Origin of the sequence: Blautia sp. AM29-29 (assembly GCF_003480555.1) — a bacterium.
GTDB classification, from domain to species: domain Bacteria; phylum Bacillota; class Clostridia; order Lachnospirales; family Lachnospiraceae; genus Fusicatenibacter; species Fusicatenibacter saccharivorans.
The window spans coordinates 89,353-116,043 of sequence record NZ_QUJD01000007.1 but is presented as its reverse complement, the minus strand read 5'-3'; the positions used below and the strand labels follow the sequence as shown (position 1 = coordinate 116,043).

21 protein-coding genes and 1 pseudogene are annotated in these 26,691 nt (G+C 45.9%); 5 read left to right on the top strand and 17 right to left on the bottom strand.

Annotated elements, in window-relative coordinates:
• Window positions 1-25 precede the first annotated feature (25 nt).
• Together DW769_RS06900 and rsmH are read left to right on the top strand one after the other, a co-directional pair.
• Window positions 26-973, top strand: a complete 948-nt coding sequence (locus tag DW769_RS06900; protein WP_118750164.1) for an RluA family pseudouridine synthase — start codon at window positions 26-28, stop codon at window positions 971-973.
• A gap of 29 nt (window positions 974-1,002) precedes the next feature.
• On the top strand, window positions 1,003-2,052 hold the full coding sequence (gene rsmH, locus DW769_RS06895) for a 16S rRNA (cytosine(1402)-N(4))-methyltransferase RsmH (protein WP_118750163.1): 1,050 nt from the start codon (window positions 1,003-1,005) through the stop codon (window positions 2,050-2,052).
• 98 nt (window positions 2,053-2,150) lie between these two features.
• On the opposite strand, the gene DW769_RS06890 is transcribed toward rsmH, so the two are convergent.
• A complete protein-coding gene (locus tag DW769_RS06890) occupies window positions 2,151-3,227 on the bottom strand; it encodes a tyrosine-type recombinase/integrase (RefSeq protein WP_022462868.1) in 1,077 nt (358 codons plus the stop codon).
• A 205-nt stretch (window positions 3,228-3,432) separates the two neighbouring features.
• Window positions 3,433-4,101 carry a transcriptional repressor LexA gene (gene lexA / locus DW769_RS06885; protein WP_055217843.1) on the bottom strand — a complete coding sequence of 223 codons (669 nt, stop codon included), beginning with the start codon at window positions 4,099-4,101 and terminating at the stop codon, window positions 3,433-3,435.
• 253 nt (window positions 4,102-4,354) lie between these two features.
• Here lexA and DW769_RS06880 point away from each other — a divergent pair, with 253 nt between their 5' ends.
• Window positions 4,355-4,729 (top strand): LysM peptidoglycan-binding domain-containing protein, encoded by a 375-nt coding sequence (locus DW769_RS06880; protein WP_022462870.1) that lies wholly within the window; start codon window positions 4,355-4,357, stop codon window positions 4,727-4,729.
• A 194-nt stretch (window positions 4,730-4,923) separates the two neighbouring features.
• Here DW769_RS06880 and DW769_RS06875 read toward each other — a convergent pair whose 3' ends face one another.
• From DW769_RS06875 to DW769_RS06855, 4 genes are all read right to left on the bottom strand, one after another.
• Window positions 4,924-5,298 carry an ArsR/SmtB family transcription factor gene (locus DW769_RS06875; RefSeq protein WP_022462871.1) on the bottom strand — a complete coding sequence of 125 codons (375 nt, stop codon included), beginning with the start codon at window positions 5,296-5,298 and terminating at the stop codon, window positions 4,924-4,926.
• A 17-nt stretch (window positions 5,299-5,315) separates the two neighbouring features.
• On the bottom strand, window positions 5,316-7,184 hold the full coding sequence (locus tag DW769_RS06870) for a heavy metal translocating P-type ATPase (RefSeq protein ID WP_117801148.1): 1,869 nt from the start codon (window positions 7,182-7,184) through the stop codon (window positions 5,316-5,318).
• 186 nt (window positions 7,185-7,370) lie between these two features.
• Entirely contained in the window at window positions 7,371-7,589 is a 219-nt protein-coding gene (locus DW769_RS06860) for a cation transporter (protein ID WP_055266075.1), read from the bottom strand.
• Between the two features lie 194 nt (window positions 7,590-7,783).
• Window positions 7,784-9,517, bottom strand: a complete 1,734-nt coding sequence (locus DW769_RS06855; protein ID WP_118750162.1) for a glycoside hydrolase family 5 protein — start codon at window positions 9,515-9,517, stop codon at window positions 7,784-7,786.
• 607 nt (window positions 9,518-10,124) lie between these two features.
• Here DW769_RS06855 and DW769_RS06850 point away from each other — a divergent pair.
• The gene (locus tag DW769_RS06850; RefSeq protein WP_118750161.1) at window positions 10,125-11,822 is read left to right on the top strand and encodes a carbon starvation CstA family protein; all 1,698 of its coding nucleotides are present in this window, start codon (window positions 10,125-10,127) and stop codon (window positions 11,820-11,822) included.
• 168 nt (window positions 11,823-11,990) lie between these two features.
• Here DW769_RS06850 and DW769_RS06845 read toward each other — a convergent pair.
• The 8 genes and pseudogenes from DW769_RS06845 to DW769_RS06815 all read right to left on the bottom strand — a co-directional run.
• A pseudogene (locus DW769_RS06845) lies at window positions 11,991-12,134 on the bottom strand (aldo/keto reductase); the annotation flags it as partial.
• Entirely contained in the window at window positions 12,135-12,299 is a 165-nt protein-coding gene (locus DW769_RS16400) for a hypothetical protein (protein WP_022462877.1), read from the bottom strand.
• Between the two features lie 46 nt (window positions 12,300-12,345).
• Entirely contained in the window at window positions 12,346-12,840 is a 495-nt protein-coding gene (locus DW769_RS06840; RefSeq protein WP_117508936.1) for an HD domain-containing protein, read from the bottom strand.
• A 153-nt stretch (window positions 12,841-12,993) separates the two neighbouring features.
• Window positions 12,994-13,869 carry a phosphoribosylaminoimidazolesuccinocarboxamide synthase gene (locus DW769_RS06835; protein WP_055217859.1) on the bottom strand — a complete coding sequence of 292 codons (876 nt, stop codon included), beginning with the start codon at window positions 13,867-13,869 and terminating at the stop codon, window positions 12,994-12,996.
• Window positions 13,870-14,028: 159 nt separating this feature from the next.
• Window positions 14,029-14,622: a family 1 glycosylhydrolase gene (locus DW769_RS06830; RefSeq protein WP_118719817.1), complete on the bottom strand. Its 594-nt coding sequence runs from the start codon at window positions 14,620-14,622 to the stop codon at window positions 14,029-14,031.
• Window positions 14,623-14,649: 27 nt separating this feature from the next.
• Window positions 14,650-15,696, bottom strand: coding sequence for a GDSL-type esterase/lipase family protein (locus tag DW769_RS06825; RefSeq protein WP_118719815.1), 1,047 nt, complete (start codon window positions 15,694-15,696; stop codon window positions 14,650-14,652).
• Between the two features lie 17 nt (window positions 15,697-15,713).
• On the bottom strand, window positions 15,714-15,902 hold the full coding sequence (locus DW769_RS06820; protein WP_173815426.1) for a hypothetical protein: 189 nt from the start codon (window positions 15,900-15,902) through the stop codon (window positions 15,714-15,716).
• A gap of 303 nt (window positions 15,903-16,205) precedes the next feature.
• Complete coding sequence (locus DW769_RS06815; protein ID WP_158579805.1) at window positions 16,206-19,313, bottom strand: glycoside hydrolase family 2 TIM barrel-domain containing protein; 3,108 nt, start codon at window positions 19,311-19,313, stop codon at window positions 16,206-16,208.
• A 226-nt stretch (window positions 19,314-19,539) separates the two neighbouring features.
• Here DW769_RS06815 and DW769_RS06810 point away from each other — a divergent pair, with 226 nt between their 5' ends.
• Window positions 19,540-20,409, top strand: a complete 870-nt coding sequence (locus DW769_RS06810) for a helix-turn-helix domain-containing protein (RefSeq protein WP_158579804.1) — start codon at window positions 19,540-19,542, stop codon at window positions 20,407-20,409.
• On the opposite strand, the gene DW769_RS06805 is transcribed toward DW769_RS06810, so the two are convergent.
• The 3 genes from DW769_RS06805 to DW769_RS06795 form a co-directional block, all read right to left on the bottom strand.
• Window positions 20,395-20,931: a nitroreductase family protein gene (locus tag DW769_RS06805; RefSeq protein ID WP_117761498.1), complete on the bottom strand. Its 537-nt coding sequence runs from the start codon at window positions 20,929-20,931 to the stop codon at window positions 20,395-20,397. The genes DW769_RS06810 and DW769_RS06805 overlap by 15 nt on opposite strands.
• Before the next feature lie 20 nt (window positions 20,932-20,951).
• Window positions 20,952-21,488 (bottom strand): DUF3877 family protein, encoded by a 537-nt coding sequence (locus tag DW769_RS06800; protein WP_118750158.1) that lies wholly within the window; start codon window positions 21,486-21,488, stop codon window positions 20,952-20,954.
• Between the two features lie 221 nt (window positions 21,489-21,709).
• Window positions 21,710-26,533 carry a penicillin-binding Tp47 domain C-containing protein gene (locus DW769_RS06795; protein WP_158579803.1) on the bottom strand — a complete coding sequence of 1,608 codons (4,824 nt, stop codon included), beginning with the start codon at window positions 26,531-26,533 and terminating at the stop codon, window positions 21,710-21,712.
• Window positions 26,534-26,691 lie beyond the last annotated feature (158 nt).

Below are 26,691 nucleotides of genomic sequence, written 5' to 3'. Positions count from 1 at the left end.
ACTTGTGAAGAGGAGAAAATCTTTTATGCCGCAATTTGACTATCAGCAGCTGTGTCACTTTGTCCTTCCGGAACAGGGGGGACTGTCGGTGGAAACAATTCTAAAACGTTTTCTGCATCTGACACCACGTGAAATCCGCCATGCCAAATATATTTCGGATGGAATTCAGAAAAACGGTGTTTCCTGCCGCACAAATGCAGTCGTCCAGACTGGAGATACGATCACTTTTCGATATGAGCAGAAGTGTCCCCACCTTTCCGAAGATCAGGTTCTGCCGGTATCAGGTGATTCTGCCGGCGTACGGATTCTCTATGAGGACAGTGATCTCTGTGTCGCAGACAAGCCATCCGGTATGGTCTGCCACGCTTCCCACGGCCATTATTCCGATTCCCTGACACATGCTGCCGCATCCCTGTTAAAAATACCGACAGCGCCTTCTGAACTCCGCTGCATCGGCCGTCTTGACAAAGATACATCGGGTCTGGTACTATTTGCAAAGAATCAGCTGGCTGCTGCCAGACTGTCCCGGCAGCGGGAGAGCGGCGTGCTGAAAAAAGAATACCTGGCTCTGGTACACCATCCCTTTTCCGAAGAAACGCAAAAAGAAACCATTCGTCTTTCCATGGAGCAAATTCCAGGAGATGACCCTGATTCTTTCGATCCGTCTGGGAAACGTATCACTAAAATGCGTATCTGTAAAGAAGGGAACGGCCTGTGGGCTACTACACACTACGAGGCTGTCCTTCAGGATCCTTTCTGGGCCGTCGTGTGCTGCCGTCTGGAAACCGGCCGCACGCATCAGATCCGCCTTCACATGGCATCTATTGGACATCCACTTTTCGGAGATCCGCTCTACGGAGTCCGCGACGGCGGTACCCGTGCCGCGCTCCATGCCTGGAAACTGCACTTTCTGCAGCCGATGACAGGAGAACCAATTGATCTGGAAAATATTCGAACGCACATGTTCGATTAAATATATTTGAAGTATAAGGAGAACATTTTATGGAAGAACAGAAAGAACACAAACGCCGCGTCCGCTACAAAGGCACACATCCGCGGAATTACAATGAGAAATACAAAGAACTGAATCCGGAGAAATATCAGGGGACCATGGAGCATGTGATCCAAAAGGGAAGCACACCGGCCGGCATGCATATCCCGATTCTCGTAGATGAAATCCTCGATTTTCTCAAGATCGAGCCGGGACAGAACGGACTTGATGCAACACTCGGATACGGCGGCCACAGTTCCCGTATGCTTGCATGCCTGCAGGGAAAAGGGCATCTCTGTGCGCTGGATGTCGATCCGATCGAGATGGCAAAAACAAAAGAACGACTGGCCGCGCAGGGGTACGGCCCTGAGATTTTAACGATTCTTCATCAGAATTTTGCCAATATTGATCAGGTTGCTGCCGAATACGGCCCCTTTGACTTCATTCTGGCGGATCTTGGTGTTTCCTCCATGCAGATTGATAATCCGGAGCGCGGCTTTTCCTACAAATATGATGGACCGCTGGATCTTCGCCTGAATCCGGAGGCAGGAATTTCCGCGGCCGAGCGTCTGCGCACGGTTGCACGCGATGAACTGGAAGGCATGCTCATTGAAAACGCCGATGAACCGTATGCAAAAGAAATTTCCCAGGCTGTTACGCGGGCACTTCGGAAAGGAAAGAAAATTGACACTACGTTTGCACTGCGTGATCTGATCGCTGAAGCACTGGATTTTCTTCCGAAAGACGAGAAAAAAGAAGCCATCAAAAAATCCTGCGCCCGCACCTTCCAGGCACTGCGGATCGATGTAAACAACGAATATGAGGTTCTGGAAGCATTCATGGAAAAACTTCCGGATGCTCTTGCTCCGGGCGGCAGAGCGGCAATTCTGACGTTCCATTCCGGCGAAGACCGGCTTGTGAAAAAGTCCATGAAGGGACTGTATCAGATCGGTATTTATTCCGAATATTCAAAAGAAGTCATTCGTCCTTCCAAAGAAGAATGCATCCGCAACAGCCGTGCAAGTTCAACGAAAATGCGCTGGGCAATTAAGGCGGAGTAACTTAAAAAAAGCAGGAGAGAAGTCGTCTCCATAAAAAAGAGGAATCAACGAATGGGATATAATCCCTGTTGATTCCTCTTTGGGTTTCTGATATATTTTTATTCCTCATGCTCCGGCATGGACTCCCGCAGCCGTACCGCTGTGGCAGCCTGACGGCGCCTTGCATCGTCCATGGCAGCATAATGTTTCTTCGTCGTATTGACATCCTTATGGCCGAGGACATCCGCAACAAGATAAATATCGCCTGTTTCCTGATACAGCGTCGTACCGTACGTACTACGCAGTTTATGCGGCGTAATTTTCTTCGTTGTCGTCACCTGGGACGCATATTTCTTCACCAGATTTTCCACCGTCTTGACGTTGATCCGTTTTCTCTGCGCTGAATAGAAGAGTGCGTGTTCGTGTCCTGCCACAGGCGTAATACCTGCGCGGACTTCGATATACTTTTTCAGTGCCTCGGCAACTTCATCTCCAAAGTAGACAAACATTTCATTTCCACCTTTTCGAAGCACTTTGATGCCATTGTTTTTAAAATCGACATCCTCAATATCTAACCCGACACATTCCGACACACGGATTCCCGTGCCAAGCAGAAGAGTAATGATTGCAAAATCACGTTCCTTTGTTTTTTCATAGTAGGCCCGCTGATGATTGCTCAGCCCGTCGCCGCAGGATTCAATAAAATCGAGAAGCTCCGCAACCTCATTTGGCTCCAGACGGATAATTTCTTTTTCATGGAGCTTCGGCATATCGATAAGCAGCGTAGGATTTGTCTCAATCAGTTCCTTTTTGAAATAATAGGAATAGAACGTCCGAAGTGCCGACAATTTTCGTTTCAGGCCTTTTTCCCCGTTGGTGGTATAAGATTCCTGGGAACCGATATAAGCCTTTAAATATTCTGTGTATTCCTCAAGATCAAGTGCAGTGACCTGGTCAAGCACATCAACGGACATCTGATCCATGGGAATTTTGGCAAGTTCCGGATTTTCTTTCTGCAGATACTGAAAAAAGATCCGAAGGTCATATGCATATTTGATCCGTGTGCTGGTCGATGTCGTTGTGCTGATGCCGCGGAAAAATTCGGAAGTAAAAGAGGGAAGCGTCTTCAGAACCTCGCGGAGCTTCAGTGTATTTTCCATATCGGTTTGTTCGTGATACGTAATTTTTGATTTCATAACTGCAAATGAGCCTTTCTAAACAGAAAACCGGGAAAATGAAAGAAGTATTTCTTCTATATAACTATTCGGGAAACGCAGGTTTTTCGAATAGTTGAAGAGTTACTTTCAGAAATCACCGGTTTTTCTTCTGAAACCGCCGAATTTTACAGGCCGATTTCTTGTTCGTTTTTTCACAACATTTTTTATTTTCTTCTTTTATTTTTCAGGATAAAAATCTTAATACTCCGATTACCTTTCCTACGATCTGCAGATCATTCACAAGGATCGGATCCATCTCATCGTTTTCCGGCTGCAGGCGGAAATAACCGTCTTCCTTGTAGAATGTTTTTACTGTAGCGGAATCATTGACCAGAGCGACAATTTTTTCTCCATTTTCCGCAGTTGCCTGTTGTTCCACAAGAACAAGGTCACCGTCTAAAATACCTGCATTTACCATGCTTTCGCCCTGTACCTTTAAAAGGAACGTTTCTGCGTTTGGCAGACGGTCTACCGGCATCGGAAAATATCCTTCAATATTCTCTACCGCAAGAATCGGTTCTCCGGCAGCTACTTTGCCGATCAGCGGAATCTGTGCAACCTCACTCTGGGATGCGGTGTCTTCCGATGCAATTCCCTGGATTGCACCAAGGCGGCCGGTATGGAATCCTTCATCGCAGATTTCAATGGCTCTCGGTTTTGTTGCATCTCGTTTGATATAGCCTTTCCGCTCCAGTGTTTCCAGATGTGCATGTACCGAGGATGTAGAACGAAGGGAAACCGCTTCGCAGATCTCACGCACAGACGGCGGGAATCCTCTCTGCAAAATTTCCTGTTTTAAATATTCGAGAATCTGTCTCTGTTTCTCTGTCAGTTTATTTTTGTCTCCAGCCATCGTATGTTCCTCCTGTCGTTTCGTTTTTTATATGAATTAGGGTAGTCCCCTCTTTCTATACGATATTTGCTTAAAATATACCAAATAAATTTTACCATAAATCCAACCGGAACGCAAACAAAAGTTTCGAAAATTTGTTCGTATTTCGTATTGACAAACATACGTTCTTTTATTATAATGAACATATATTCGAAAGAACAAATGTTCACGTAGCACAACTACTCTTCTATCACAAATCAAGGGGGAATTTTACATGAGTACCAATGCAAAGAAAAGAAAATCACTGAGAGAAAGACGAAAAATCCAGAGAAGAAAACTGCAGATCCGCGCAGCCGCCGCTCTCCTGTCTCTGGTTGCCGTCACATTTCTTTTAATCTTCCACTTCACGCCGCAGAATACGCAGGCAGACAGTGAGCCGAAAGCTCCAACCTACAAATACTACACCAGTATCCGCGTTTCTTCCGGCGATACACTGTGGGATATCGCCAAAGAATACCGTACAGAAGAATACTCCGATATTTCCAGTTACATTGCTGAGGTCCGTGAGATCAATCACCTGAGTTCCAACCAGATCACGGACGGTATGTATCTCTGCATTCCGTATTACTCCGAGGAGTATAAATCATGAAATTCAAGAAATACTTTACATAATTCGGTTATGTAAACAAAGTAAAAAAAACAGCTTCCAAAATGCACGGAACCTTCTAAAACAGCATGTTCGGGAAGCATGGTTTACCAAATAAAGAATGAATGTGAAAAGCAGAAACGTCCCGCAAATGAAATTTCTCATCTGCGGGACGTTTCTGCTATCTTATGCTTTTTTTAATCCTCTTCAATATGCTCCTGTCCCTGTGCGATGATTGTCCGTACATGACCATCTGCAAGAGAGTAGAACACCGATTTTCCTTCTCGTCTGCTCTTTACCAGCTTATTCTGCTTCAGAATGCGAAGCTGGTGGGAAATTGCGGACTGTGTCATGTGCAGTGCTTCTGCCAGGTCGCAGACGCATACCTCTGCCTCAAACAGGACAAACAGGATCTGGATCCGCGTGGAATCACCAAATACCTTGAAAAGCTCTGCCAGATCGTAAAGCTCTGTTTCATCCGGCATGGTCTCATTGACAATCTTTACCAGATTTTCATGAACCTCACAGGAGTCACAGCACAGATCAGCTTCATCCGGATTGATTTTTGCCATTTTGTGTCCTCGTCTTTCTATAGATTTTTCACAAACAGAGCACGAATTGCATTCAGAACCGCCAGAATCATAACTCCGACATCTGCGAAAATTGCCATCCACATGTTAGCGATACCGATGGCTCCCAGAAGCAGGAACAATACTTTGATACCAATTGCAAAATAAATATTCTCATAAACAATGTGAATACATTTTCTGGAAATGTGAATTGCTTTGGAAATCTTGAGCGGATCGTCGTCCATCAGAACGATATCAGCTGCTTCAATTGCTGCGTCGGAACCAAGTGCTCCCATCGCAATACCGATATCGGCACGGGACAGTACCGGTGCATCGTTGATGCCGTCACCTACGAAGGCAAGTTTTTCTTTTTCTGTCTTTGCAGCAAGCAGCTCTTCCACTTTACTTACTTTGTCACCAGGAAGCAGTTCGCTGTAAACTTCATCAATTCCAAGATCTGCAGCTACCTGATCGGCTATCCGCCTGGAGTCTCCGGTCAGCATAATCGTCTTTTTAATACCGGATTTCCGCAGCGCCTGAATCGCCTCTTTCGCATGCGGTTTGATCATATCACAGATCAGGATATGTCCGGCATACTTGCCGTCTACAGCAACATGGACGATGGTGCCGACGCTGTGGCAGTCGATATAATCAACGCCAAGGCGTTCCATCAGTTTTGCATTTCCGGCAGCGACATTTTTACCGTCTACCTTTGCTGTTACACCGTTTCCGCTGATCTCTTCGATGTCCGTGACACGGCTTCGGTCGATCAGTTTTCCATATGCTCTCTGCAGACTCTTGCTGATCGGATGGCTCGAAGCACACTCAGCAAGTGCTGCGTATTCCAGAACATCTTCCTGACTGATCGTATTGTGGTGAATACCGGCTACTTCAAAGACACCCTGTGTCATGGTACCGGTTTTATCGAATACAACGTATTTGGTCTGGGAAAGTGTTTCCAGATAGTTGGAACCTTTCACCAGGACACCTTCATGGCTTGCGCCGCCGATACCGGCGAAGAAGCTGAGCGGAATACTGATGACCAGTGCACAAGGGCAGCTGATAACCAGGAAGGTCAGCGCACGGTAAATCCATACGCTCCACTCAGGAGCGGCACTTAAAAACAGCATCCGTACCAGCGGCGGCAGGATTGCCAGCGCCAGCGCACCGTAGCAGACTGCCGGTGTATAGTATTTCGCAAATTTGGAAATAAAGTTCTCGGATCTTGATTTCTTGGAGCTGGAGTTTTCCACAAGGTCCAGAATTTTGGATACGGTGGACTCTCCAAACTCTTTCGTTGTTTTTACTTTAATCAGACCGGACATATTGATACATCCGCTGATGACTTCGTCTCCCTCCCGGGCGTCACGCGGAACACTCTCTCCGGTCAGGGCACTGGTATTCAGTGTGGTGTTTCCTTCTTCGATCACACCATCGATCGGAATCTTTTCACCAGGCTGTACAACGATGATTGTGCCAACCTCAACTTCATCCGGATCAACCTGCTCGAGTTTTCCGTCTACCTCGATATTTGCATAATCCGGGCGGATATCCATCAGTTCGCTGATGTTCCGGCGGCTCTTTCCGACAGCATAGCTCTGGAACAGTTCGCCGATCTGGTAAAACAGCATAACGGCTACGCCCTCCGGATACTCGCCAAGCAGAATGGCACCGACCGTTGCAACAGCCATCAGAAAGTTTTCATCAAATACCTGTTTGTTCAGGATTCCCTTCCAGGCCTTTTTCAGGATATCGTATCCGATGACCAGATAAGGAACCATAAAGGTTGCAAATCGCACATAGCCGGTTGTCGGCAGTACCGCGCAGAGAATCAGAAGAACCGATGCAACGATGACGCGGATGAGAACCTTTTTCTGTTTCTTATTCATACATATGCCTCCTTTGTTCTTACCGCCGGATGAAAAAATCCAGCATTTCATCCCAGAGATTTACAGATCCAAATCCGCTGCTCCAGAGAGAAAATACTGGATTTTTCTCGAGCTGAACCGCAGACAGGTTTTAGAATCTATTCTGCTCCAGCTTTTTCTTCCATCCGCCGATGAAAGTTTTTTATTTTAGAGGAAGATCTCGCAGTCATCCTCAACTTTTTTGCAGTTTTTCAGAACATCCTGCATAACGCTCTTTGGATCCTGTCCGTCTTCGAACTCAACGATCATTTTGAGCATCATAAAGTTTACGGTAGCATCCTTTACACCTGCTGTGTTTTTTGCAGCCTCTTCCATTTTGTTTGCACAGTTTGCGCAGTCAACATCGATCTTATACGTTTTCTTCATCGCTTTTGATCTCCTTTTTCATTTTCACTGTTCATATGAACATTTATTCATATGTTTGTTTTTATTATAGCACCAGTGATGCAATTGTCAATGGAAAACTGAAAAAAATCAAAAAATCTGCCCGTCGGATTTTTTTGATTCCTGCGGGCAGATAGATCTGTTATTTATTTCTCATAAAGAAACGTTATGTTCTGCTATTTTTCACTTTTCCGAATCACAATCTGTCCGAACCGTGCACATCCGTCCAGAACCTCTATTTTCAGAATGCCTTCTCCTGTAACGGTACCGAGTGTGAACCGTTCGAGTGTGTTCGGTGCTGTTTCATATGCAAAATATGGATGAACATCCGAAGTTACTTTCTCACCGGCAGGAGGCATTACCCCTTCAAAAAGAGTCTCTCCCTGAATAGCTGCCTGTACCTTCACCTTTTTGTCTGCACAGTAAGTTACAGAAACGGTATAGGTTTCTTTTTCACGGATTGTATAGGAAGCATACTCTCCTGCTCCCAGCTGAAGCTGTACATGATCTCTCGGATGTTTGATCGGACCCGGTGCGGCAAACCCGGCCGGTTCAGGATGATATCCTTTTTCATAAACCAATTCAAACCGGTCATACAGACGATATCCTGCAGCATTCGGAAGATCACTAAGACCACGGTATGAATCCATCGGCAGCGCGTTGTAGCCGATCGCCGGGATCTCAAAATCGCCCTCTCGAAGCAGATAAGGATGATACTGCGTATTTTCTTTGCATTTATCGACCGCCAGGCATTCCAGGTAGCTGTCCCAGATGGCCTGCGCATGCTCGTAGGACGGTTTTGCAGCTCCATTAATTGCATAATCGGTAATCAGATGCCATTCATCCGGAACATTAAAGTTCAGAATCGAAGCACATCCTGCTCCCTCTACCGTTTTCCAGCACCACAGATTATAACCGGCGTGGTACTCGGCAAGAATCTCATACATCGTTGTCTGCCATGCGTGCTCATTTCTTCCTCCTGTCTCGCCCATCCACAGGCAGATCTTCTGTTCCCGGCAGGTACGGAGAACACTGGCAAGAGAAGCTACCTCCGGAACAACCATCTCATACGCATGAAGACTGATGCCCCAGTTGTGGTATTCCGGGTCAAACTCATGATTAAAGAAATATGTAAGAGAGGAAAACTGTGTACCATTCAGCAAAAATAAGTGTTTCTGGTCGATCTTTCTGCAGCGGCGGATCATTTCCTCGTAAAAATAGACCAGCTTCGGTGTCAGCTCCTCGCGGCGCGGCGTCATGGAGATCGGCTCGTTGATACAGTCATATGCGCCGATGATCCAGCGGTCTTTGTATCTTCTCATAAACTCTTCCATCAGAAGAAACATCCGCTCCATCGATTCTTCATCGTCATACAGATGCTGTCCATTGTCCACGCCGTCATCACACGGAATTCCGGACTGGCCTGCCGTTGCCGCATGGAAATCTACGACAGCATAAACCTGATACGTCTCACACCAGTCGAGAACATCATTCAGCATGGCAAAGGAATCTTCATTATACGTAATCCCCGGCTCCTCATACAGAAAGCTTCCTGCGCGGATCGGCAGACGCACGGAATTGTAACCGCGTCTGGAGAGAAGTGCAATATCCTCCTCCGTCAGATACAGCCGTCTCCAGCGTTTCCAGAACTCCTCCGCATATTTCGTTCCGCAGGTCTCCCGTAGAATCTGGTCCATACTTCTTCCACGGTCCATGCGTCCCATCGGCGCATATTTTCCAGGCTCGAACAGTCCAAAGCCGCTCTGGGTGCCGAGCATAAATCCTTCCGGATTATCCCAGTTTCCCATGCCCCAGCCGCGGAGAATCACCTCTTCTCCGAAATCATTCACAATAATACCGTCCTGATTGTGCAAAAATCCCCTTACACGTTCTTTGTCATAATACCCCATACAAAAATACCACCTTTCCGCAGAATCCTTCTGGTTCTGCGCTTTTTCTTCTATTATAAAAATTTTGGTTTTCTGTGTCAAGAAATAGATTTTTACTATTTTCAGGGAAAAAACATGATATTTTTTTTAAAATTGCTTGACAAACCGAAAAATGAGACTATAATGCAAAGTGTTCAAAAGAAAAAAGGGATCAGAAAAAAGCAATGAGCAGGACAACATTTTTCGGGTGAGCCTTTGCAGAGAACCATCGGCTGGTGCGAGATGGCAGGTATCCCAAAGAACAATCCCCTGTGAGCTGTACAGACGAAACCAGAAATGGAAAGTAGTCCGGACCGGCCTCTCACCGTTAGCAGAGAAGAGATTCACCGGAAAGTGTATCAAATGGTTTCGGGGATCTTGTCTGAGTGATCGACCAAAAGAAACAGCCGATAATTAGAAGTGGTAACGCGGAGCGTTTTTTGAAAGCTTCGTCTTCTTGCATAAGTCAGGGAGACGAAGCTTTTTTTGTTTCCAAGCATACCAACACAATTGCCTTTTCCCTTTTCTTTTTCCATTTGAAATCCATGTAAACTGGAAATATCATTTTTGAACGAGGAGGAATTTTATTATGAACACGTTGGTTATTGTACTGATCGCCGCTGTATGTCTGATAGCAGGTTATACCTTCTACGGAAGCTGGCTGGCAAAGAAATGGGGCATCGATCCCAAAGCAAAAACACCTGCCGTTGCAAAAAATGACGGTCAGGATTACGTCCCTACCGATGGATGGACCGTATTCGCCCATCAGTTTTCTTCAATCGCAGGTGCAGGCCCTGTCACCGGTGCCATTCAGGCCGCTGTCTTTGGATGGGTTCCCGTCCTTTTATGGATCCTGATCGGCGGTATCTTCTTTGGTGCTGTTACCGATTTCGGTGCGCTGTATGCGAGTGTCAAAAACGAAGGAAAATCCATGGGACTTCTCATTGAGAAATACATCGGCAAAACAGGAAAAAAACTGTTTCTTCTCTTCTGCTGGCTCTTTACACTGATCGTTATCGCCGCCTTTGCAGATATGGTTGCCGGAACATTTAATGCTTACGAAACGGTTGACGGCGTCACAAAGCTTTCTGCCCAGGCAACTGTAAACGGCGCTGCCGGAAGCATCTCCCTTCTGTTTATCGCTTTTGCTGTTGTCTTCGGACTGCTCCAGAAAAAACTGCAGTGGAAAGGCTGGAAAGAAATGGTACTCGGCCTTGCATGCACCGTTGCAGCTTTTGCAATCGGCATGAATGTACCGCTTGTAACAAGCAAAGCAACCTGGACTTATCTGGTATTTGCCTACATCTTTCTTGCCGCTGTCCTTCCGATGTGGCTTCTGATGCAGCCGCGTGACTTTATGACAACCTTTATGTTTGCCGGCATGATCCTTGGCGCTGTTGTCGGACTTGTTGTTGCACACCCGAAAATGAATCTTCCAATGTACACCGGTTTCCACAATGCGGCATCCGGAGATCTGTTCCCGATCCTGTTTGTCACCGTTGCCTGTGGTGCTGTTTCCGGATTCCACAGCCTGGTATCGTCTGGAACCTCTTCGAAAACCATTGCGAATGAAAAAGATATGCAGAAAGTCGGATACGGAGCTATGGTTCTGGAGAGCCTGCTTGCCGTCCTCGCCCTCTGCGTTGCCGGTGCTGCTGCTTCTGCAGACGGTACGGCTGCTGTCGGAACGCCATTTGCGATCTTTTCTTCCGGTGTTGCCGGATTTCTGGAAATGTTCGGCATCCCGGTATACGGAGCACAGTGCTTCATGACGATGTGTGTATCGGCGCTGGCACTTACCAGTCTTGACTCCGTTGCACGAATCGGCCGTATGTCCTTCCAGGAACTGTTCACTGTCGATGATATGGAACATGCTGCCGGATGGAGAAAGCTGCTCTGCAATAAATATTTCTCTACCATTGTTACTCTGCTCTGCGGCTACATCCTGACCCAGATCGGATATGCCAATATCTGGCCGCTGTTCGGAAGTGCAAACCAGATGCTGAGTGCACTCGTTCTGATCACGCTCTGTGTCTTCCTGAAAGTCACCGGCCGTGAAAACAGAACCCTGTTCCCGCTGCTCATCATCATGCTCTGTGTCACCTTTACCGCACTGGTAGAGCGTGTCATTGCACTTGTAAAAGCGTATGGAGCAGGAACCGCTGTCTTCCTCGTTGAGGGACTGCAGCTCATCATCGCCATTCTGCTGATGGTTCTTGGTGTCATCATTGTCATCAGCTGTGGAAAAGAACTGTTCCGGAAGAAAGCGGGACAGGAAACGAAATAATATAGATGTTTCTTCAAAGAGCTTCCTAACGTAAAACGCCGTCAGACTACAACAAGTCTGACGGCGTTTTACATGCCATAGTTTTTTACGAAACAATTGCCGCCTTGGTCGCACCGATAATCGGGGAGCTGACTCCCTTCGCCCATTGCCATGCCAGTGCGGTCATACATTCAGGGCTTCCATTGTTTCCTCAATCGGAGTTTCGTAGTCAAAACGGTGAATGATATACAGATCCAGATAATCTGTTCCCAGCCGTTTCAGTGTACCGTCAATCTCTCTGTGAATGGCTTCTGCCGACAGATTGCCAAAATTTTACTCCGTATAATACTGTGCCTGCGCATTCCAAAGCTCATAGTATTTGCCGTTTGTATCCACAAATCCCCTGTTCCATAAGGTAGCATCCAGATACTTCGGGATCTCCCGGTTGACCGCCATAAAGGTTAAATGCCCCCGGCTGTCCTGCTGTAAAAGTGACATCCTCCACCACCTGTAGAGGTGGTGGAGGATGTCACACTTCATGACCTTATTCCTTCTCCGGAAACATACTCTTCAACAGATGCGTTCCCGCTTCCGTCCGAAATACTTTTCTGCAGAAATTTTCAATCGCCTGTTTTGAATATTCGCTCTCGCCGGCATTGACCAGAAAATCGGCTTCCAGCAGGATCTGGTAATCCATTCCCTCTACATTTGTATAGGTATGATGATGCGTAACCAGCCATGTGATGCGTTCGACATCCAGTTCTCCTGCCGGTACATCTTTGAAAAATTCTGCAACGAGCGGCGCACTTTCCTCTTCCTGATGCTTTCCGCTGGTATTTCCGTATTTTTCCCGACACAGCGGGCAGGCAATATCATGGACAACAGCTGCCATCTCCAGCGTTTCCTGTGTTTTTGGATCCAGTCCTTCCGCCTCGCCGATGTTCTTTGCAAAGGCCCATACCTTCAGAAAATGATAAATATCATGAATATTTCCCTTATAAAAATCTGTCATTTTTTCAATTGCAGCAGCAATTTTCATATCGTGTTTCCTCCTTCGCATCCTGTCTTTCTTCCCATTATATCACATGTTTCACGCATTTGAGTATCAGATTATCATCTGATCTTATCACAAAATATGCAAAAACAGGAGGCAGAACCTGCCTCCTGTAGCTTTTTAACACTATGATGTTCTTTATGCCAGCGGTTTTCCTGTCAGCATCTCATATGCCTGAAGATATTTCTCGATCGTCTTGTCTACGATTTCCTGCGGCAGAGTCCAGTCGTGGTTTCCATCGTTGGCTTTGAGCCAGTCGCGCGCGAACTGTTTGTCAAAAGATGGCTGACCATGGCCTGGTTCATAACCATCTGCAGGCCAGAAGCGGGAGCTGTCCGGAGTCAGCATCTCGTCGCCGATTACGATATTTCCGTTTTCATCAAGACCAAACTCAAATTTTGTGTCTGCAATGATAATGCCTTTGCTTAAAGCATAATCGGCACATTTTTTATACAGAGCGATGGTGTAGTCGCGAAGCTTCTCTGCATACTCGGCTCCTTTTCCCGGGAAGTATTTTTCCAGATGGGCGATGCTCTGCTCATAAGAGATATTTTCGTCATGATCTCCGATTTCAGCCTTTGTGGACGGAGTGTAGATTGGCTCAGGAAGCTTGTCAGATTCTTTTAATCCTTCCGGAAGCTCGATGCCACATACTTTTCCTGTTTTCTGATAGCTTGCCCAGCCGCTTCCGGTAATGTAGCCGCGGACAATGCACTCGATAGGAAGCATTTCCAGCTTACGGCACATCATGCTGTTTCCGTCAAATTTCTCCTGCTGGAAAAATTCCGGCATGTCTTTTACGTCTACAGAGATCATATGATTCGGAAGGATGTCTTCTGTCAGATCGAACCAGAATTTGGACATCTGGGTCAGAACGGTACCTTTTTTTGTTACCACATTGTTCAGAATGACATCAAAACAGCTAATACGGTCGGTTGCTACCATGATCAGGCTGTCGCCGTTATCATAAATCTCGCGTACCTTACCCTCTTTGATTGGCTTTAATTCTTTCATCATGAATACCTCTTCTTTTCGTATAGGATAGTGAACGGAATTACACCCGATCCGGTGAAATTCCTTTGACACCTTTACCCTACACCACTCCTTATAAATTGTCAAGTATTTATTATTAACGCTACTAAATAAACCCCAAAAGGGATCTTTTATTTCCATTTATAATTCTGCTCCGTTTGTTTCTATCACGTGTTTATACCGGAATGCGGAATCTTTCATAATTCTCTCCTGATTTCTGTAGTCCACATATACGAGTCCAAATCGATATGAGTAACCTTTGGCCCATTCAAAATTATCCATCAAAGACCACTGGAAATATCCTCTGATATCCGCTTCCTCTGCTACTTTTCTCAGTTCTCGCAAATATCTTGCAAGAAAATCAATTCTGTTTGGATCATGCACTTTTCCATCTAATGAGATCACATCATGGCAGGATAATCCGTTCTCTGTGATGTAAATTGGCTTATGATATCTTTCATATAAAAACTTCGGTCCCCACTGCAGACATTCCGGTGTTACCGGCCATTGGATCGCAGTTTTAGGAAATCCTTCATATCGGCAAACCTCCTGTGGCTTTCCGTCTTCCCCCATACGGACGCATCTTCCATTATAAATATTCTGTCCATAGATATCGATCGGTTCTGAGATCAGACGCATATCTTCTTCTGTGATTTTCGGAAGATATTTTTCATAACGCACCAATCCCTCATCCGGATAATGTCCTAATAAAACCGGATCAGACCACCAGGATATCTTCCTCTTATTACTCTACTATTCTAATTATTTCCATTCCTCGATTCCCAGATTCTCTATATAATCAGCAAGTTCTCTCGCCATCTCATAGGTTTCTGGAATTCTGAGATGTCCTGGAGTCGCTGCTCCGTTTCTTTTAAAGATACAATGGGAAATCTTACTGTCTCCCATAGAAACCACTACATCGTCAATTGCTTTGTCCCAAGAACTGTCATGCTCAAGCAATGTCGTACAGCAGATGACCGATGCCTTCGGATATACCTGACGCAGTTTTTTTAAAAATTCTGTATAGTGTTCTCTCCAAAGAATTGCTTTCTCACACATATAGACTTCTGACATGTAATCAAACGGATGATTATCATTCTGGCCAATTGCCACGACAACAACCTGCGGTGTATACTGATTAAAATCCCATTCTGTCAGTTCACCAAATGTTTTATTGAAGCGGATTTTATTCCAGGCACTTTCCATTCCAATCTGATTCGGCTCATGGAACCAGCCTTGTCCATCCAGCAATGCAATTCCGCCCTGTGCGATATCATGGATCTGTGCATTCAGCATACGTGCTGTCATCCATGCATAGGAATACCAGCTGTTAGAATAACCTCCCTGATGTTCAGGGTCCGTCTTTCCTGTATAATCCACTGCTTCTGTCACTTCTCCTGCTGATACAGAATCTCCGTAAACTTCAATTTTTCTTGTCTGTGCATCCGGAAGTTCCAATAATTTTGCTCCGTCTTCAATTTCAAATCCAAGGATGTGCATCTCATGGCAGGAATCCTGACGTTTAAAGAAAAGAACATGATGTTCTCCGTTTTCATTCTCAGGAACACGAATCTCTATTTCATTCTCTTTCTCGTTATCCAGATAATAACACGACTGCACTCCATCTAAAATACATCCAAGATAATTCTGCCAGTATTCATTTTTGTTTCTCAGGAAAATTTTCAAATATTTTCCTGTAAATTTAAATTCCACAGATGTACATGGATAAACCCAGATTGGTTCTTTTGGATTCGCCCAGTCAATCCTTCCGCTATAACGTATTTTTTTATTATCAGGATTAATTCTCATCTTATCTCCTCCATATTTTACAGTAAACTTGCTGCACCGATCATTCCAGCTTCATTTCCAAGTGCTGCTGTCTCAATCTCCGGAAGCCTCTCCTTCAAAAATCTTATGCAATAATTAATGACATCAGATAAAATGGAGTTGTATCCGTTACCTCTTCCGGAAGAATTGTTATATCTACCGTATGAATTTTCTTTTCTCCACTGCACTGCAATCTGTTCCAGACGGACCTTCTTTCTTCGTCCCACGTTCTTTCCTACTTTCTGTCACTTATCTATTAGTTCCTCTATGACGTTATTAACATCTAAGATTACGTTAATATGATAGCAAATAACTGTCAACTCAATTTAAGTTATTTTTTGCTAAATTTAAGATTAACTTAAAAAACTATGAAAAAGCAGGCAAATATCCTGCTTCCTCATAGCTTTCTTCCTTTCATCATATGCAGCATTCACGAGAAATCTGTAATTTGTTCCGTAAGAATCCAATAGGCAGTTGGCCGATTTTTTCTTTTATGCGAAATGGAAACGGAACGTATAGCTATATCTTCCCTTGCATACGCGATATTCCGGATGGATGTTTTTCGTCCAGCCGGTATCTCCGCCAAGGCCTGCGTGTGCTGCATCCAGGATCAGCCAGGTTCCTGTCGTATGCTCCGGAAGTTCTTCCTCATATGCGGCTTTTCGATATTCTGCCATAGAATATGGAAGCGCACTGAAATGGAAATCATCACTGCCTACAATCTGAACGGTATGTGTTCCATCTGAAAGAACGGCAAATCGCGTATCCTCATGGCCACCGCATTCGCAAGGTACTACAAACGGAACGTGCTGTTCTGCTACAGAAGATGTGTAAAATCCGGTAAAAGCTGCGTCCTTTCGGTCTGCATACGTCTCCCAGGGTCCTTTTCCATACCAGCTGAGCGTATCAAACGCTGCAGGAAGGCAGAACGACTGTCCGACTCTTGCGATGGTCTCAAGGCCGCTGTTGTTTGTTACTTCGTTTTTCAGCTCCATTCCCTCACTGCCGATGCGATACAGAGTATGAGCGGTAAAGAGTACTGCGTTGTCCGGCTCCGCGGTATAGGAAGCCTGCACTTCAAGAAGCACCTGATTTCCGGCACTGACAGCCGATACTGACTGTACTTTCTTTTTCAGACGATCCAGACCTTCCGCGCGCCAGATATCATCGTAATCACTTTCATGGGTTCCCTCATCAATACCGGTTGGGGCACGATAAAATTCATCTTTTCCGCCGGTCATAAAAGAAACGCTCTTTGCCTGATATCTGGTAAATTCACCTGTCTTTTTATCAAAGATAATTTCGGTCTCTTCGCCGGTGATGCGAACATGATTTTCATCCTCCGCTACGGTCAGTGGTTTCTCCACAATCGTTTTCTCGTCTGCCAGATAAACACCTGTAGTAACCGGAATCTGACGGCGGTATAGTTCTGTTCCCGCCGGTGCATAGAAGGTATCTTGGGCAAGCTCAACGTAATAATTTACATACGCCTCGCCATGCAGTTTCGCCGGAAGCTCCGGAAGCGGAAGCGTCTCTGTTGTTCCGGCTGCCGTGTAAAATGCCGGATAGCTGCCTTTTGCAAGCGTTTCGCCGTTCTGCACAATTTCATAGCGCACCTGCAGATGAGAAAGATCGAGGGTATGGTAGCGGTTTGCCAGCACCCATATAGTTTCGCCGGTATATGGATTTTTCACCTGCTCAATCGTAACCGGGGACTGGCCGTTTCTCACCTCATAGGCGCCCGGTTTATAGGAAAGATCGGCAAAGACAACACCATTCAGACACATATCCGGAACCGGATCGGTCACATCCTCTCCGAACGCTCCGCCGTAGCCGTATTTGATATTTCCGTCCTCCTCGTGGATCGCAATCGCCTTGTCCGCGAAATCCCAGATAAAGCCGCCCTGGAAACGCGGGTATTTATTGACATAGTCCCAGAACTCCTTGAAGTTTCCGTTGCTGTTGCTCTTTGCATACGCATATTCGCACATGATGAACGGGCGGAGATCAGAATCGTCTGCCATCACATCCGTAAGCCAGCTCATCGTCGGATACATCGGGCAGATGACGTCGGAAATATTACTCTTTGGGTTGCCGGACTCATACTGAACGTATCTTGTCTTGTCGTATTCGCGGATCCAGCCGTGCATCGCAGCATGATTCGCCCCGGCACCGGATTCATTTCCAAGGGACCACAAGACGATGGAAGGATGGTTTTTATCACGCAGTACCATACGGGTTGCACGCTCCAGATAAGCGGCTGTCCACTCAGCGGATGCACTGAGCTGTCCGCCGTAACCGTGCGTCTCAAGATTTGTCTCATCGACAAGGTAAATGCCAAGCTCGTCACACAGATCATACCATTTCACGGAATTCGGATAATGGCTGGTACGAACAGCGTTGAAATTCAGGCGTTTCATCACAGCAATTTCTTTTCGCATCTGCTCCTCAGAAACGGTACGTCCCGTCTCGGCGCAAAAATCGTGGCGGTCAACACCTCGGATCACAAGGCGTTTGCCATTCAGGGTCAGAACACCGCGGCTGTTGATTTCCACCTGACGGAAGCCGACCTTGCAGCTCTCGATATCAACCGTCTCATTCTCTTTGTTCTGCAGCTCGACAACGAGGGTGTAAAGTGTCGGAGTCTCTGCAGTCCAGAGTGCCGGGTTCTCTACCGGAGCAGTAACGGTTGCGATAAATTTCGGCATCAGATAGAAGCCGCACTCAGCAAACGGTCTCGAAGCCATCTCGGTTACTTTGTTCTGTTCTGCATCATACAGCGTCACTTTGGCATGATACTCGCCGTACAACGGTTTGGAGTTGTCCGGCCAGATCGTGACAGAGAGGGTAGCTTTCGTGTAATCCGGGTGTGTGAACAGTGTCTCTGCCTTATAGTCCAGGATGTGCTGCACCGGTTTCGATACGAGGCGGACATCGCGGTAGATACCGGACAGATGCCAGTAATCCTGATCTTCCAGGTAAGTACCGTCACAGTAGCGCATTACCTGTACGGCAAGGGTGTTCGTTCCCTCCTGCACATATTCGGTGATGTCAAATTCCGCGTTCACTTTGCTGTCCTGGGAATACCCCACCTGTTTTCCGTTGACCCAGAGATAGAAGCAGGACTCCACACCGCCGAAATCGATGAGAAGCTGTCTGCCGATATAGTCTGTTGGAACCTCGAAGGTTCTGAAATAGCAGCCAGTCAGATTTTTCTCCGGCACATACGGCGCATTCAGCTCGTAGGTGCCTTCGATAATCTCGATCTCAAATGCTTCGCCATTTGCCTCCCGTTTGAACGGATACAGCATATTGGTGTAAACCGGCTTTCCATATCCCTGCAATTCCCAGTTGGACGGCACCGGAATCGTATCCCATGCTGCGTGATCGAAATTCTCTTCATAAAATGCTTCCACCGCTTCCGGTGACGGATACATTTTGAATTTCCAGTCTCCGTTCAGATCCATTACAAAGCGGGACGCGTTCCGATTTCCGGCGAGCGCCTGCTCTACCGTCTCATACGCACCATACGGCGTATGCATCGGATAACGATTTTTCTGCGTTATATACTGATTTTCCCAGTCTCTTGTCTGTCTCATGTTCTTGAAACCCTCCTTGCCTTTGCTTTCGCATTTTCCGACTGCCTCTCTTCTTTTTATCCAGATTGGTGTTTCTTTTTTGCTTTCCTGTGATATAATACATCTGTGGATTTTCAGAAGATTCATGCAGTTATCTTATGATTCAGTATAAAACACTGCACGTGGATGAGAAATAGTTGATCTGGTGTTTCTTTTATCCAAAATGGGAAAGCAAAGGAGAAGTCGTATGATACCGGAATATCTGCTTGCAAAAATAGAAAAGAGCGATGTTATCTATCGCTGTATTGGAAATGAAATGAAGAACGGGATTCTGGCATGCGGTTTTATGCGGAAAGAGACGGCAGACCGCTCGCAGTATCATTTTTCGAACGAGTATTACAGCTGTTTCGTGCTGCTGCGCGGGAGCGGGGAATATATTGCCGAGGACGGCACCTCCTATCCGCTGCAGGCGGGAAGTATGGTCCAGCGTCTACCGGGTGTGCCGCATTCCACACGCGTAGACCCCGATGGGAAATGGCTGGAATTTTTTATCTCGATTGGGAAACCGTTTTTTGATTCTTTCTGCTCGCTTTCGGTTCTGAACCGGGAGCCGGTGTTAAAGGCAGAGCTGCTTCCCGGCGATCTCGAGCGGTATCAGAAGCTTCTGCAGTCGTTAAAGGCCACACCGGACAGTCTGCTGCCTTTGCGGATTCCGGAGATGGAAAAAGAGATTCTGCGAATGTACGGCTACCATGCGCACCGGGTGAATCTGCAGCGGGATCCGATCGAGGCCGCCTGCGATATGCTCTCGCAGAATCTTGATGAAGAAATTTCTCTCGAAGAGCTTGCCCGGTCACTCCAGATCGGTTATGAGACGTTTCGAAAAGTATTTAAAAAACAGACCGGCGTCTCTCCTGCACGGTACCGCACCAGGAAGAAAATGGAGCAGGCCCGTATTCTTCTCGAGGGCGGCGTACCGATGAAGGAAATTGCCGTTCTTGTCGGATATGGCGATGTCTATGCGTTCAGCAAGCAGTTTTCCCGGTTCTTTGGATTCCCGCCTGGAAAGTACCGCGCACGTCTTCACACGGATGCGCCGGATTTAGAACAGTTTTAAGATATCATCCACGGTTTTACGTTTTGGCTTGTCCGGATTGATGGCACGGTAGCCGACAGCAATGACAGCACCAAGGAGCTCATTCTCCGGAATGGAGAGGGCTTCACGGATAGCTTTCTCATCACGGATTCCCATAATCAGAGTATCAAGGCCAAGTTCTCTTGCGCGCAGGATCAGGTTTTCGTCGTGCAGGCCGAGATCGTAATAGCCCCAGCCGTTTCCAACTTCGTTGTCTGGTGTGCCGTCCTGCGTAAATCCGGAGCGGTCTTTTACGAATGCCGTTACAACAAGTGCGGCTCCCTTTGAACTCTTCTGATTGAATTCTGGAAGGCATTTTGCGGAAAATTCTTCGACTTTCTCCGGTGTTACAAGGGCATAGTACCGTGTTGTCTGTGAGTTTTTCCAGGATGGTGCCTGAATCGCTGCCTGTACGATCTCCTGGATCTGCTCTGCGGTTACGTGTTTCTCCGGAGCAAACGCGCGGATGCTTCTTCTTTCTTCCAGCAGTTTTGTAAATTCCATGGTGTATATCCTCCTTTTATTTATAAAACCTCGTAATCTTCCCGTGAAAAACGGTGATACGTCAGGCCGAATTCATTTTCTTCGACACAGTAACAGTATTCATCTACAGACGGGTCTGAAAAAGAAAATACATGGCCCATCTCATGCTCCTCGGATGCGTTTTCTTCCACGGTAGTATGCATTTTCTCTGCATAGGAAGAAAAGCAGTTTCGAACCTGTTCCATTGTGTTTCCAGGCGTTGTGATCACCTGCAGAAGGTTCTGCAGGAGCTCCGGAACAGGAATTTTCCGCTCGATATAAGAACATCCCTCCTCCGGGATTTCCATGCAGTAGCGGTCCTTGACCGCTGAAATCGCAAGTGTTCCAAGACGCGGCTGTACTTCCTTACAGAACGCGGCAAGTGCCGCATCCAGGTCTTCTGTTTCGTCTAAAGAGAGGGAACGGCGCAGGGACTCCGCCGGGTAGTAGAGCTTCATCGTACCGCCCTCATAGCCGATCTTCACCTGCCATTCCCGAATCGTATCGGTAATATGTTTTTCCAACAGTTTTGCTGTCATATTTTTTCAGTCACCTCCATTATGCTGCATGTGCAAAAAATACAGTATTATTATCGCATGAATTGGGCGTTGTGTGAACACTTAATTTTTTATTTTTTACAAAAAGAAAAGAATCACTTTTTTTACTCCTCGAAACGGCAGAAACCTCCGCCAGAAAAGCTGGAACAGAGGTTTCTGTGATTTCTTATGTCAGAAGAATTTCTCAGTCATTTTGTTCTGAATTACTCTTCGTCGTCTTTTTTCTTTCTGCCGCGGAGTTTGAATCCAAGTCCGCCAGCGCCAAGAGATGCAACTGCCATGCTTACCCATCCCCAGATGTTGGTAGCATCACCGGTCTTTGCATTATCGCTCTTCTTGGAAGTAGAGGTATTGGATACTTTATTACTTGCAAGCGGAGTAGATGTTGCTTTCGGGGCGCTTGTCGGGGTCTTCGTCGGCTGCGTCGTAGGTATTGTGGTAGGAGCAGTCGTCGGGGTTGTGGTTGGTGCTGTTGTAGGTGTAACCGTCGGAGTCTCAGTTGGTGTAACCGTCGGAGTCTCGGTCGGGGTTACGGTTGGGGTCTCTGTAGGAGTAGGAGTCGGCTCTTCTGCTGATTTCTTCCAGGTGAAGCTAAGATCCTGATATCCCAGTGAAGAAACTGTAATTTCAAAGGAATCGCCCTCTGCGAACGGTGCTGCATCTGTCTTTAAGGAACCATCCTCATTGAACAGTACAACAGCTCCTCTTCCGCTTGCTGCATATGCTTTTCCATTTACAGTAACAGAGGTAATGTTCTTCAGATAATCTGCAAACTCTTCATCTGTTGCATCCCCGTTCTTAAGCAGACCCGGTGTTGTCGCATCTTCGTTAAATGCTGCCGGCATCTCTTCCGTGTAAAGGATAAAGTCTGCGGAAAGATCTGCATATTTACCATTCTTATCGCTGACAGTCAATGTATAAGAACCTTTCTCTGCATTCTTGAAGTACAGAGTATCACCGGACACGGTTCCCGTCAGACCTTCTACTGTATAGACAGCATCGTAATCATCCGGCAGGCCTTCCAGTTTAACAGACGCATTTCCAGATGTGACAGACGCATTCTCTACAGAAAATTCATATGCAAACTTAACCGGTACATATACATCTGCGTCGACTTCGTAAATTCCCTTGCTGGTGTAATAGGTAATTTTGTTGATGGTCTGTCCCATCATGCTCTTGTAATGTTCCGAGGAGGTCGGGCAGTTATGAACGCTTGTCGTAAATCCAGTGCTCCATGCCAGCTCAGACACTCTCCAGATATTCTCCAGATGACGCATTCCGTAATCGTTGCCCTCTTTTGTGCTGACAACAACACCATATACGGTATCTTCGCCTGCTTTGATGGTATCAGTAAGACCATCCAGATCCAGCTGATAATCACCGTATTTGCTGTTAGTGGAGAGCTCTGCCGTTACATTTTCCAGCTTTGCTGCCTCGGTTCCCTGAACAGCACCAAAGGTTACGTTGCCGTCTGCATCTACAGATGCTTCTTTGTAATAAGACGGAACCTCATGTAAAGTGTAATATGCATAGCTTGCATTCTCATACAGTGCATCTTTTCCGGTATACGTTGTGGTGGATGTCTGTCCACGGTTGGTAACGGTGATTTCTACAGAATCCTCATCTGTCACTTTCGTGTATTTGCTCAGATCCATATCCTCTGTTACTTTTACTGGGAAGGTGATACCTGTAATATCGCTTCCGTCTGCATTCACATGGTAAGATCCGCCGGAAAGGGAGGCTGTTCTTGTTTTGTTCTTGGTTGCGGAAGTAAATGCATCTACTGGAACATCGTTATGAACCTCTGCCAGATAGAACTCAGCATACGGAATGTTCATTAATACATACTGGGACTGAAGTGCTTCGATTGCTGCATTCAGATGCTCTGTTGCTTCGTCTACGGTTCCCTGGCTCTGTTTTTTCTCCAATGCTTCTTTTGCTTCTGCCAATTCTGTCTGCATATTATTCCAGGAAGTTTCCGTGTAAAGATCTTTATTCAGTGCATCTGCCTTTGCAATTGCCTCTTCCAGTGCTGCTGTGCTCTCTACCGGATCAGCTCCTACAATATTCGCTTTGGTTGCTTCAAAAGTGTAGGAAGCATCTGCATAGCCAAGTGCATGAATCGTAATCTTCCAATAACCGGTTCCATCCGTTCCCTCCGGTAAAGTGCAGCGCAGGGAATCGGTAAGGCCAAGCTGGATTCCCATTACTTTATGCATCCAGTTATCTGCTGCGAATTTTGTTCCATACGTTGCTTTTGCATTCGTATAAGTGGAATCATCACCGTAATAAGTCCAGGTTACGGTCTGCAGATTAGCAGCCAGATCGCCGTAATCTCCCGTTAAATCTACGCGAAGGAATTCTCCATAAGAACCATTGGCTTCTTTCACGGTCAGTCCTACGGTCTCAGCATCCGGAGCTGTCTTCAGCGCCTGATCTTTGATTCCGGATTCACTTCCTGTTGTTCCTGCAGAGAAGGAGAAGCTTCCATCTGCATTTTTCACTGCTATCTTCAGACCGTTTGTGTTTTCTGTTACATCTGCAACCAGGCCTGTATAGCTCTGCAGTTTATTTTCAGAAAATCCACCGGAAAGTGTTCCGCCGTTTTCTACCACAACATACTTTTTGCAGAAATCTTCGTAATCATCTTCCGAAACTTTTACAGGCACATATTTCAGGCCTTTTACTTCATAATGATCAATCTGGCTCTTGTCGTAAGTTACGGTCTCGCCGTTGGTCAGAACTGCCGTGGTTGCTGCGGTATAATATGCCACATCATAGGTTGTGCCATCTTTCATGTAGATAGTCGCTGCGCACTGGAAGCTTCCTCTGTGCAGTCCATGGTTTGTGGTCGCACGGGTTACAACATCAAAAGCGCCTTTATCACTTTCTTCGCGACTGTCAGTTTCATCCGAACCAGCGTCGCTTCCTGCCGCCTGAACTCCTTCTGCTGCCCAATACTCAGCCCAGGTAAGACCTGCATATACATATTTATATGTTGTTTCTTTCTTCTCATAAGTAAAGGAAAGCGTCTTGTAACCTGTTGCAGTTACTTCGATTTCAAATTTATTTCCTTCTGCAAAAGCGGCAGCTGTCAGATCAAGCGTACCGTCTTCTTTGATCAGAATTATTTTCCGTTTTCCAGTTGCTGCATATTCTTTTCCATTTACTTTTACCGAAGTGATGTTCTTGATATAATCAGCAAAGTCATCTTCTGATGCATTCTCTGCTTTTACAAGCGCCGGAGCACTTCCTTTTTCGTTGTAAGCAGCCGGCATTGCATCTGTATACAGAGTAAAGCTCTGTGTCAGATCTGCATAAACACCTTTTTTATCATGAATCGTCAGAGTATACATTCCTTTTTTCGCATTTGCGGAATAAGAAATGGTATTTCCGTCTACTGCAAATCCATCCAGACCATCTACGGAATATTCTGCATCATAATCAGCCGGAAGTCCGGTTACGGTCATCGTTGTCTTTCCAGCGGAAAGAGAAGCGTCTTCTACGGATACACTTGCCTCAAATTTTGTTGGAACAAAAATATCATTCACTGGAATCGTGTAGATTCCTTTGCTGGTATAATACGTAACCTTATTGATATGCTGTCCCATCATGCTCTTGTAATGTGCAGAAGAAGTCAGGCATCCATGTACCTGTGTTGTAAATCCAGTTGACCATGCCAGCTCTGTTCCGCGCCAGATATTTTCCACATGACGCATACCATAGTCATTGCCTTCTTTCGTGCTGACAATAACACCATAGATCTGATCGGTTCCAACATCAATCGTGTTCTCCAGTCCGTCGAGATCCAGCTGATAATCTCCATATTTTGATTCAGTCATAAATTCCGGAGATACATTGGTCAGTTCAATTGCAGTTCCAACTGTTTTTCCAAAAGAAAGAGAGCCATCTGCATTTACCGTTGCTTCTTTGTAGTAAGAAGGTACTTCGCTTAATACATAATATGCATAGTCTGAGTTTTCAAATAAGGCGTCTTTTCCGGTGTATGTCTGTGTAGATGTCTGACCACGTTTTGTTACTGTAATACTTACAGAATCAGAATCTGTAACTTTCTTAAATTTAGAAAGATCCACTCCTGTTACTTTTACCGGGAAGGTGATACCGTTAATCGCACTTCCATCTGCATTGGAATGATAAGAGCCGCCGGCAAGGCTTGATGTTCTTGTTTTGTTCAGTGTTGCAGAGGAAAATACATCTACCGGAACAGAGTTATTTACATCTGCAGCGTAAAATTTATCATACGGAATGTTCATCAGGACATAGGATACCTGCTCGGAAGGTGTTTCTGTCGGAGTAGCTGTTGGTGTTGCGGTAGGTGTAGCTGTCGGAGTTACAGTCGGAGTCGGAGCTTTTACAAGAGCTTTTACTGCAGTATTCAGTGTGTTTGCTGCAGTATCAACAGCCGCCTGAGACTCTTTTGCAGAAAGAGCAGCTTTTGCTGCGGTAAGTGCTGTCTGAACAGCTTTCCAGGAATCTGCAGTGTAATCAGCTTCTTTTAATGCTTCGGCAGATGCGATTGCTTTTTCAAGAGCTGCAGTGTCTACTGCTGCTGGAGTTGGGGTTGCTTTTTGGGTTGCTGCAAGAGCCGCAGTTTTTACTGCATTAGACGTTCTGGTTGCACCCGATACGATATCCCATCCTTCAATATTTTCGATAGTTGCTGCCTGTCCAAGCAATTTGGTTTTAAAGCCTTTGCTGTTTGTAGCTGCTTTTTTAAAATATGTAGCATTTTCTGTATTGTATCCAGAACCAGGTGTTACTGCAATATCAGAAAACTTACCGTCTGCAACTGTGATTTTGACATTAACGTCATATTCATCCCATGCATTCTCATCCTCATCGTCTTCTGCAGTTCTGGTAACATGAGCCATAGACTCATAAGTGCCATCTGCCAGCACGCCACTTGTAGCATCCGCCAGTGCGGTTCCCGGGAGCAGGCTCATGGTCATGGAAGCTGCCATTACGGCTGCTAATGATTTTTTCTGAAGTTCTTTTCTTTTGATCATAACTTCCTCCTTTTTCCTTTTCCACAGTTTTGCAGGAAAAACAGGGGCAAAACTGTCCTTCATTATTATATTAGTTTTCGCTAATCAATAATTGTTTTAACTAACCGTAGATTATTCTACTAATTTTTGATCGTTTTGTCTAACTCTTAACTGATTAT

Bases quoted from the DNA above. Each gene is read 5' to 3' on its own strand.
- DW769_RS06850 (WP_118750161.1), top strand. From the start codon at position 10,125: ATGAACACGTTGGTTATTGTACTGATCGCCGCTGTATGTCTGATAGCA.
- DW769_RS06860 (WP_055266075.1), bottom strand. From the start codon at position 7,589: ATGAAGAAAACGTATAAGATCGATGTTGACTGCGCAAACTGTGCAAAC.
- DW769_RS06890 (WP_022462868.1), bottom strand. From the start codon at position 3,227: ATGAAATCAAAAATTACGTATCACGAACAAACCGATATGGAAAATACA.
- DW769_RS06870 (WP_117801148.1), bottom strand. From the start codon at position 7,184: ATGAATAAGAAACAGAAAAAGGTTCTCATCCGCGTCATCGTTGCATCG.
- DW769_RS06880 (WP_022462870.1), top strand. From the start codon at position 4,355: ATGAGTACCAATGCAAAGAAAAGAAAATCACTGAGAGAAAGACGAAAA.
- DW769_RS06805 (WP_117761498.1), bottom strand. From the start codon at position 20,931: ATGGAATTTACAAAACTGCTGGAAGAAAGAAGAAGCATCCGCGCGTTT.
- DW769_RS06875 (WP_022462871.1), bottom strand. From the start codon at position 5,298: ATGGCAAAAATCAATCCGGATGAAGCTGATCTGTGCTGTGACTCCTGT.
- DW769_RS16400 (WP_022462877.1), bottom strand. From the start codon at position 12,299: ATGTCACTTTTACAGCAGGACAGCCGGGGGCATTTAACCTTTATGGCG.
- DW769_RS06840 (WP_117508936.1), bottom strand. From the start codon at position 12,840: ATGAAAATTGCTGCTGCAATTGAAAAAATGACAGATTTTTATAAGGGA.
- DW769_RS06800 (WP_118750158.1), bottom strand. From the start codon at position 21,488: ATGACAGCAAAACTGTTGGAAAAACATATTACCGATACGATTCGGGAA.
- DW769_RS06795 (WP_158579803.1), bottom strand. From the start codon at position 26,533: ATGATCAAAAGAAAAGAACTTCAGAAAAAATCATTAGCAGCCGTAATG.
- DW769_RS06900 (WP_118750164.1), top strand. From the start codon at position 26: ATGCCGCAATTTGACTATCAGCAGCTGTGTCACTTTGTCCTTCCGGAA.
- DW769_RS06825 (WP_118719815.1), bottom strand. From the start codon at position 15,696: ATGAGAATTAATCCTGATAATAAAAAAATACGTTATAGCGGAAGGATT.
- DW769_RS06810 (WP_158579804.1), top strand. From the start codon at position 19,540: ATGATACCGGAATATCTGCTTGCAAAAATAGAAAAGAGCGATGTTATC.
- rsmH (WP_118750163.1), top strand. From the start codon at position 1,003: ATGGAAGAACAGAAAGAACACAAACGCCGCGTCCGCTACAAAGGCACA.
- DW769_RS06835 (WP_055217859.1), bottom strand. From the start codon at position 13,869: ATGAAAGAATTAAAGCCAATCAAAGAGGGTAAGGTACGCGAGATTTAT.
- DW769_RS06855 (WP_118750162.1), bottom strand. From the start codon at position 9,517: ATGGGGTATTATGACAAAGAACGTGTAAGGGGATTTTTGCACAATCAG.
- lexA (WP_055217843.1), bottom strand. From the start codon at position 4,101: ATGGCTGGAGACAAAAATAAACTGACAGAGAAACAGAGACAGATTCTC.
- DW769_RS06815 (WP_158579805.1), bottom strand. From the start codon at position 19,313: ATGAGACAGACAAGAGACTGGGAAAATCAGTATATAACGCAGAAAAAT.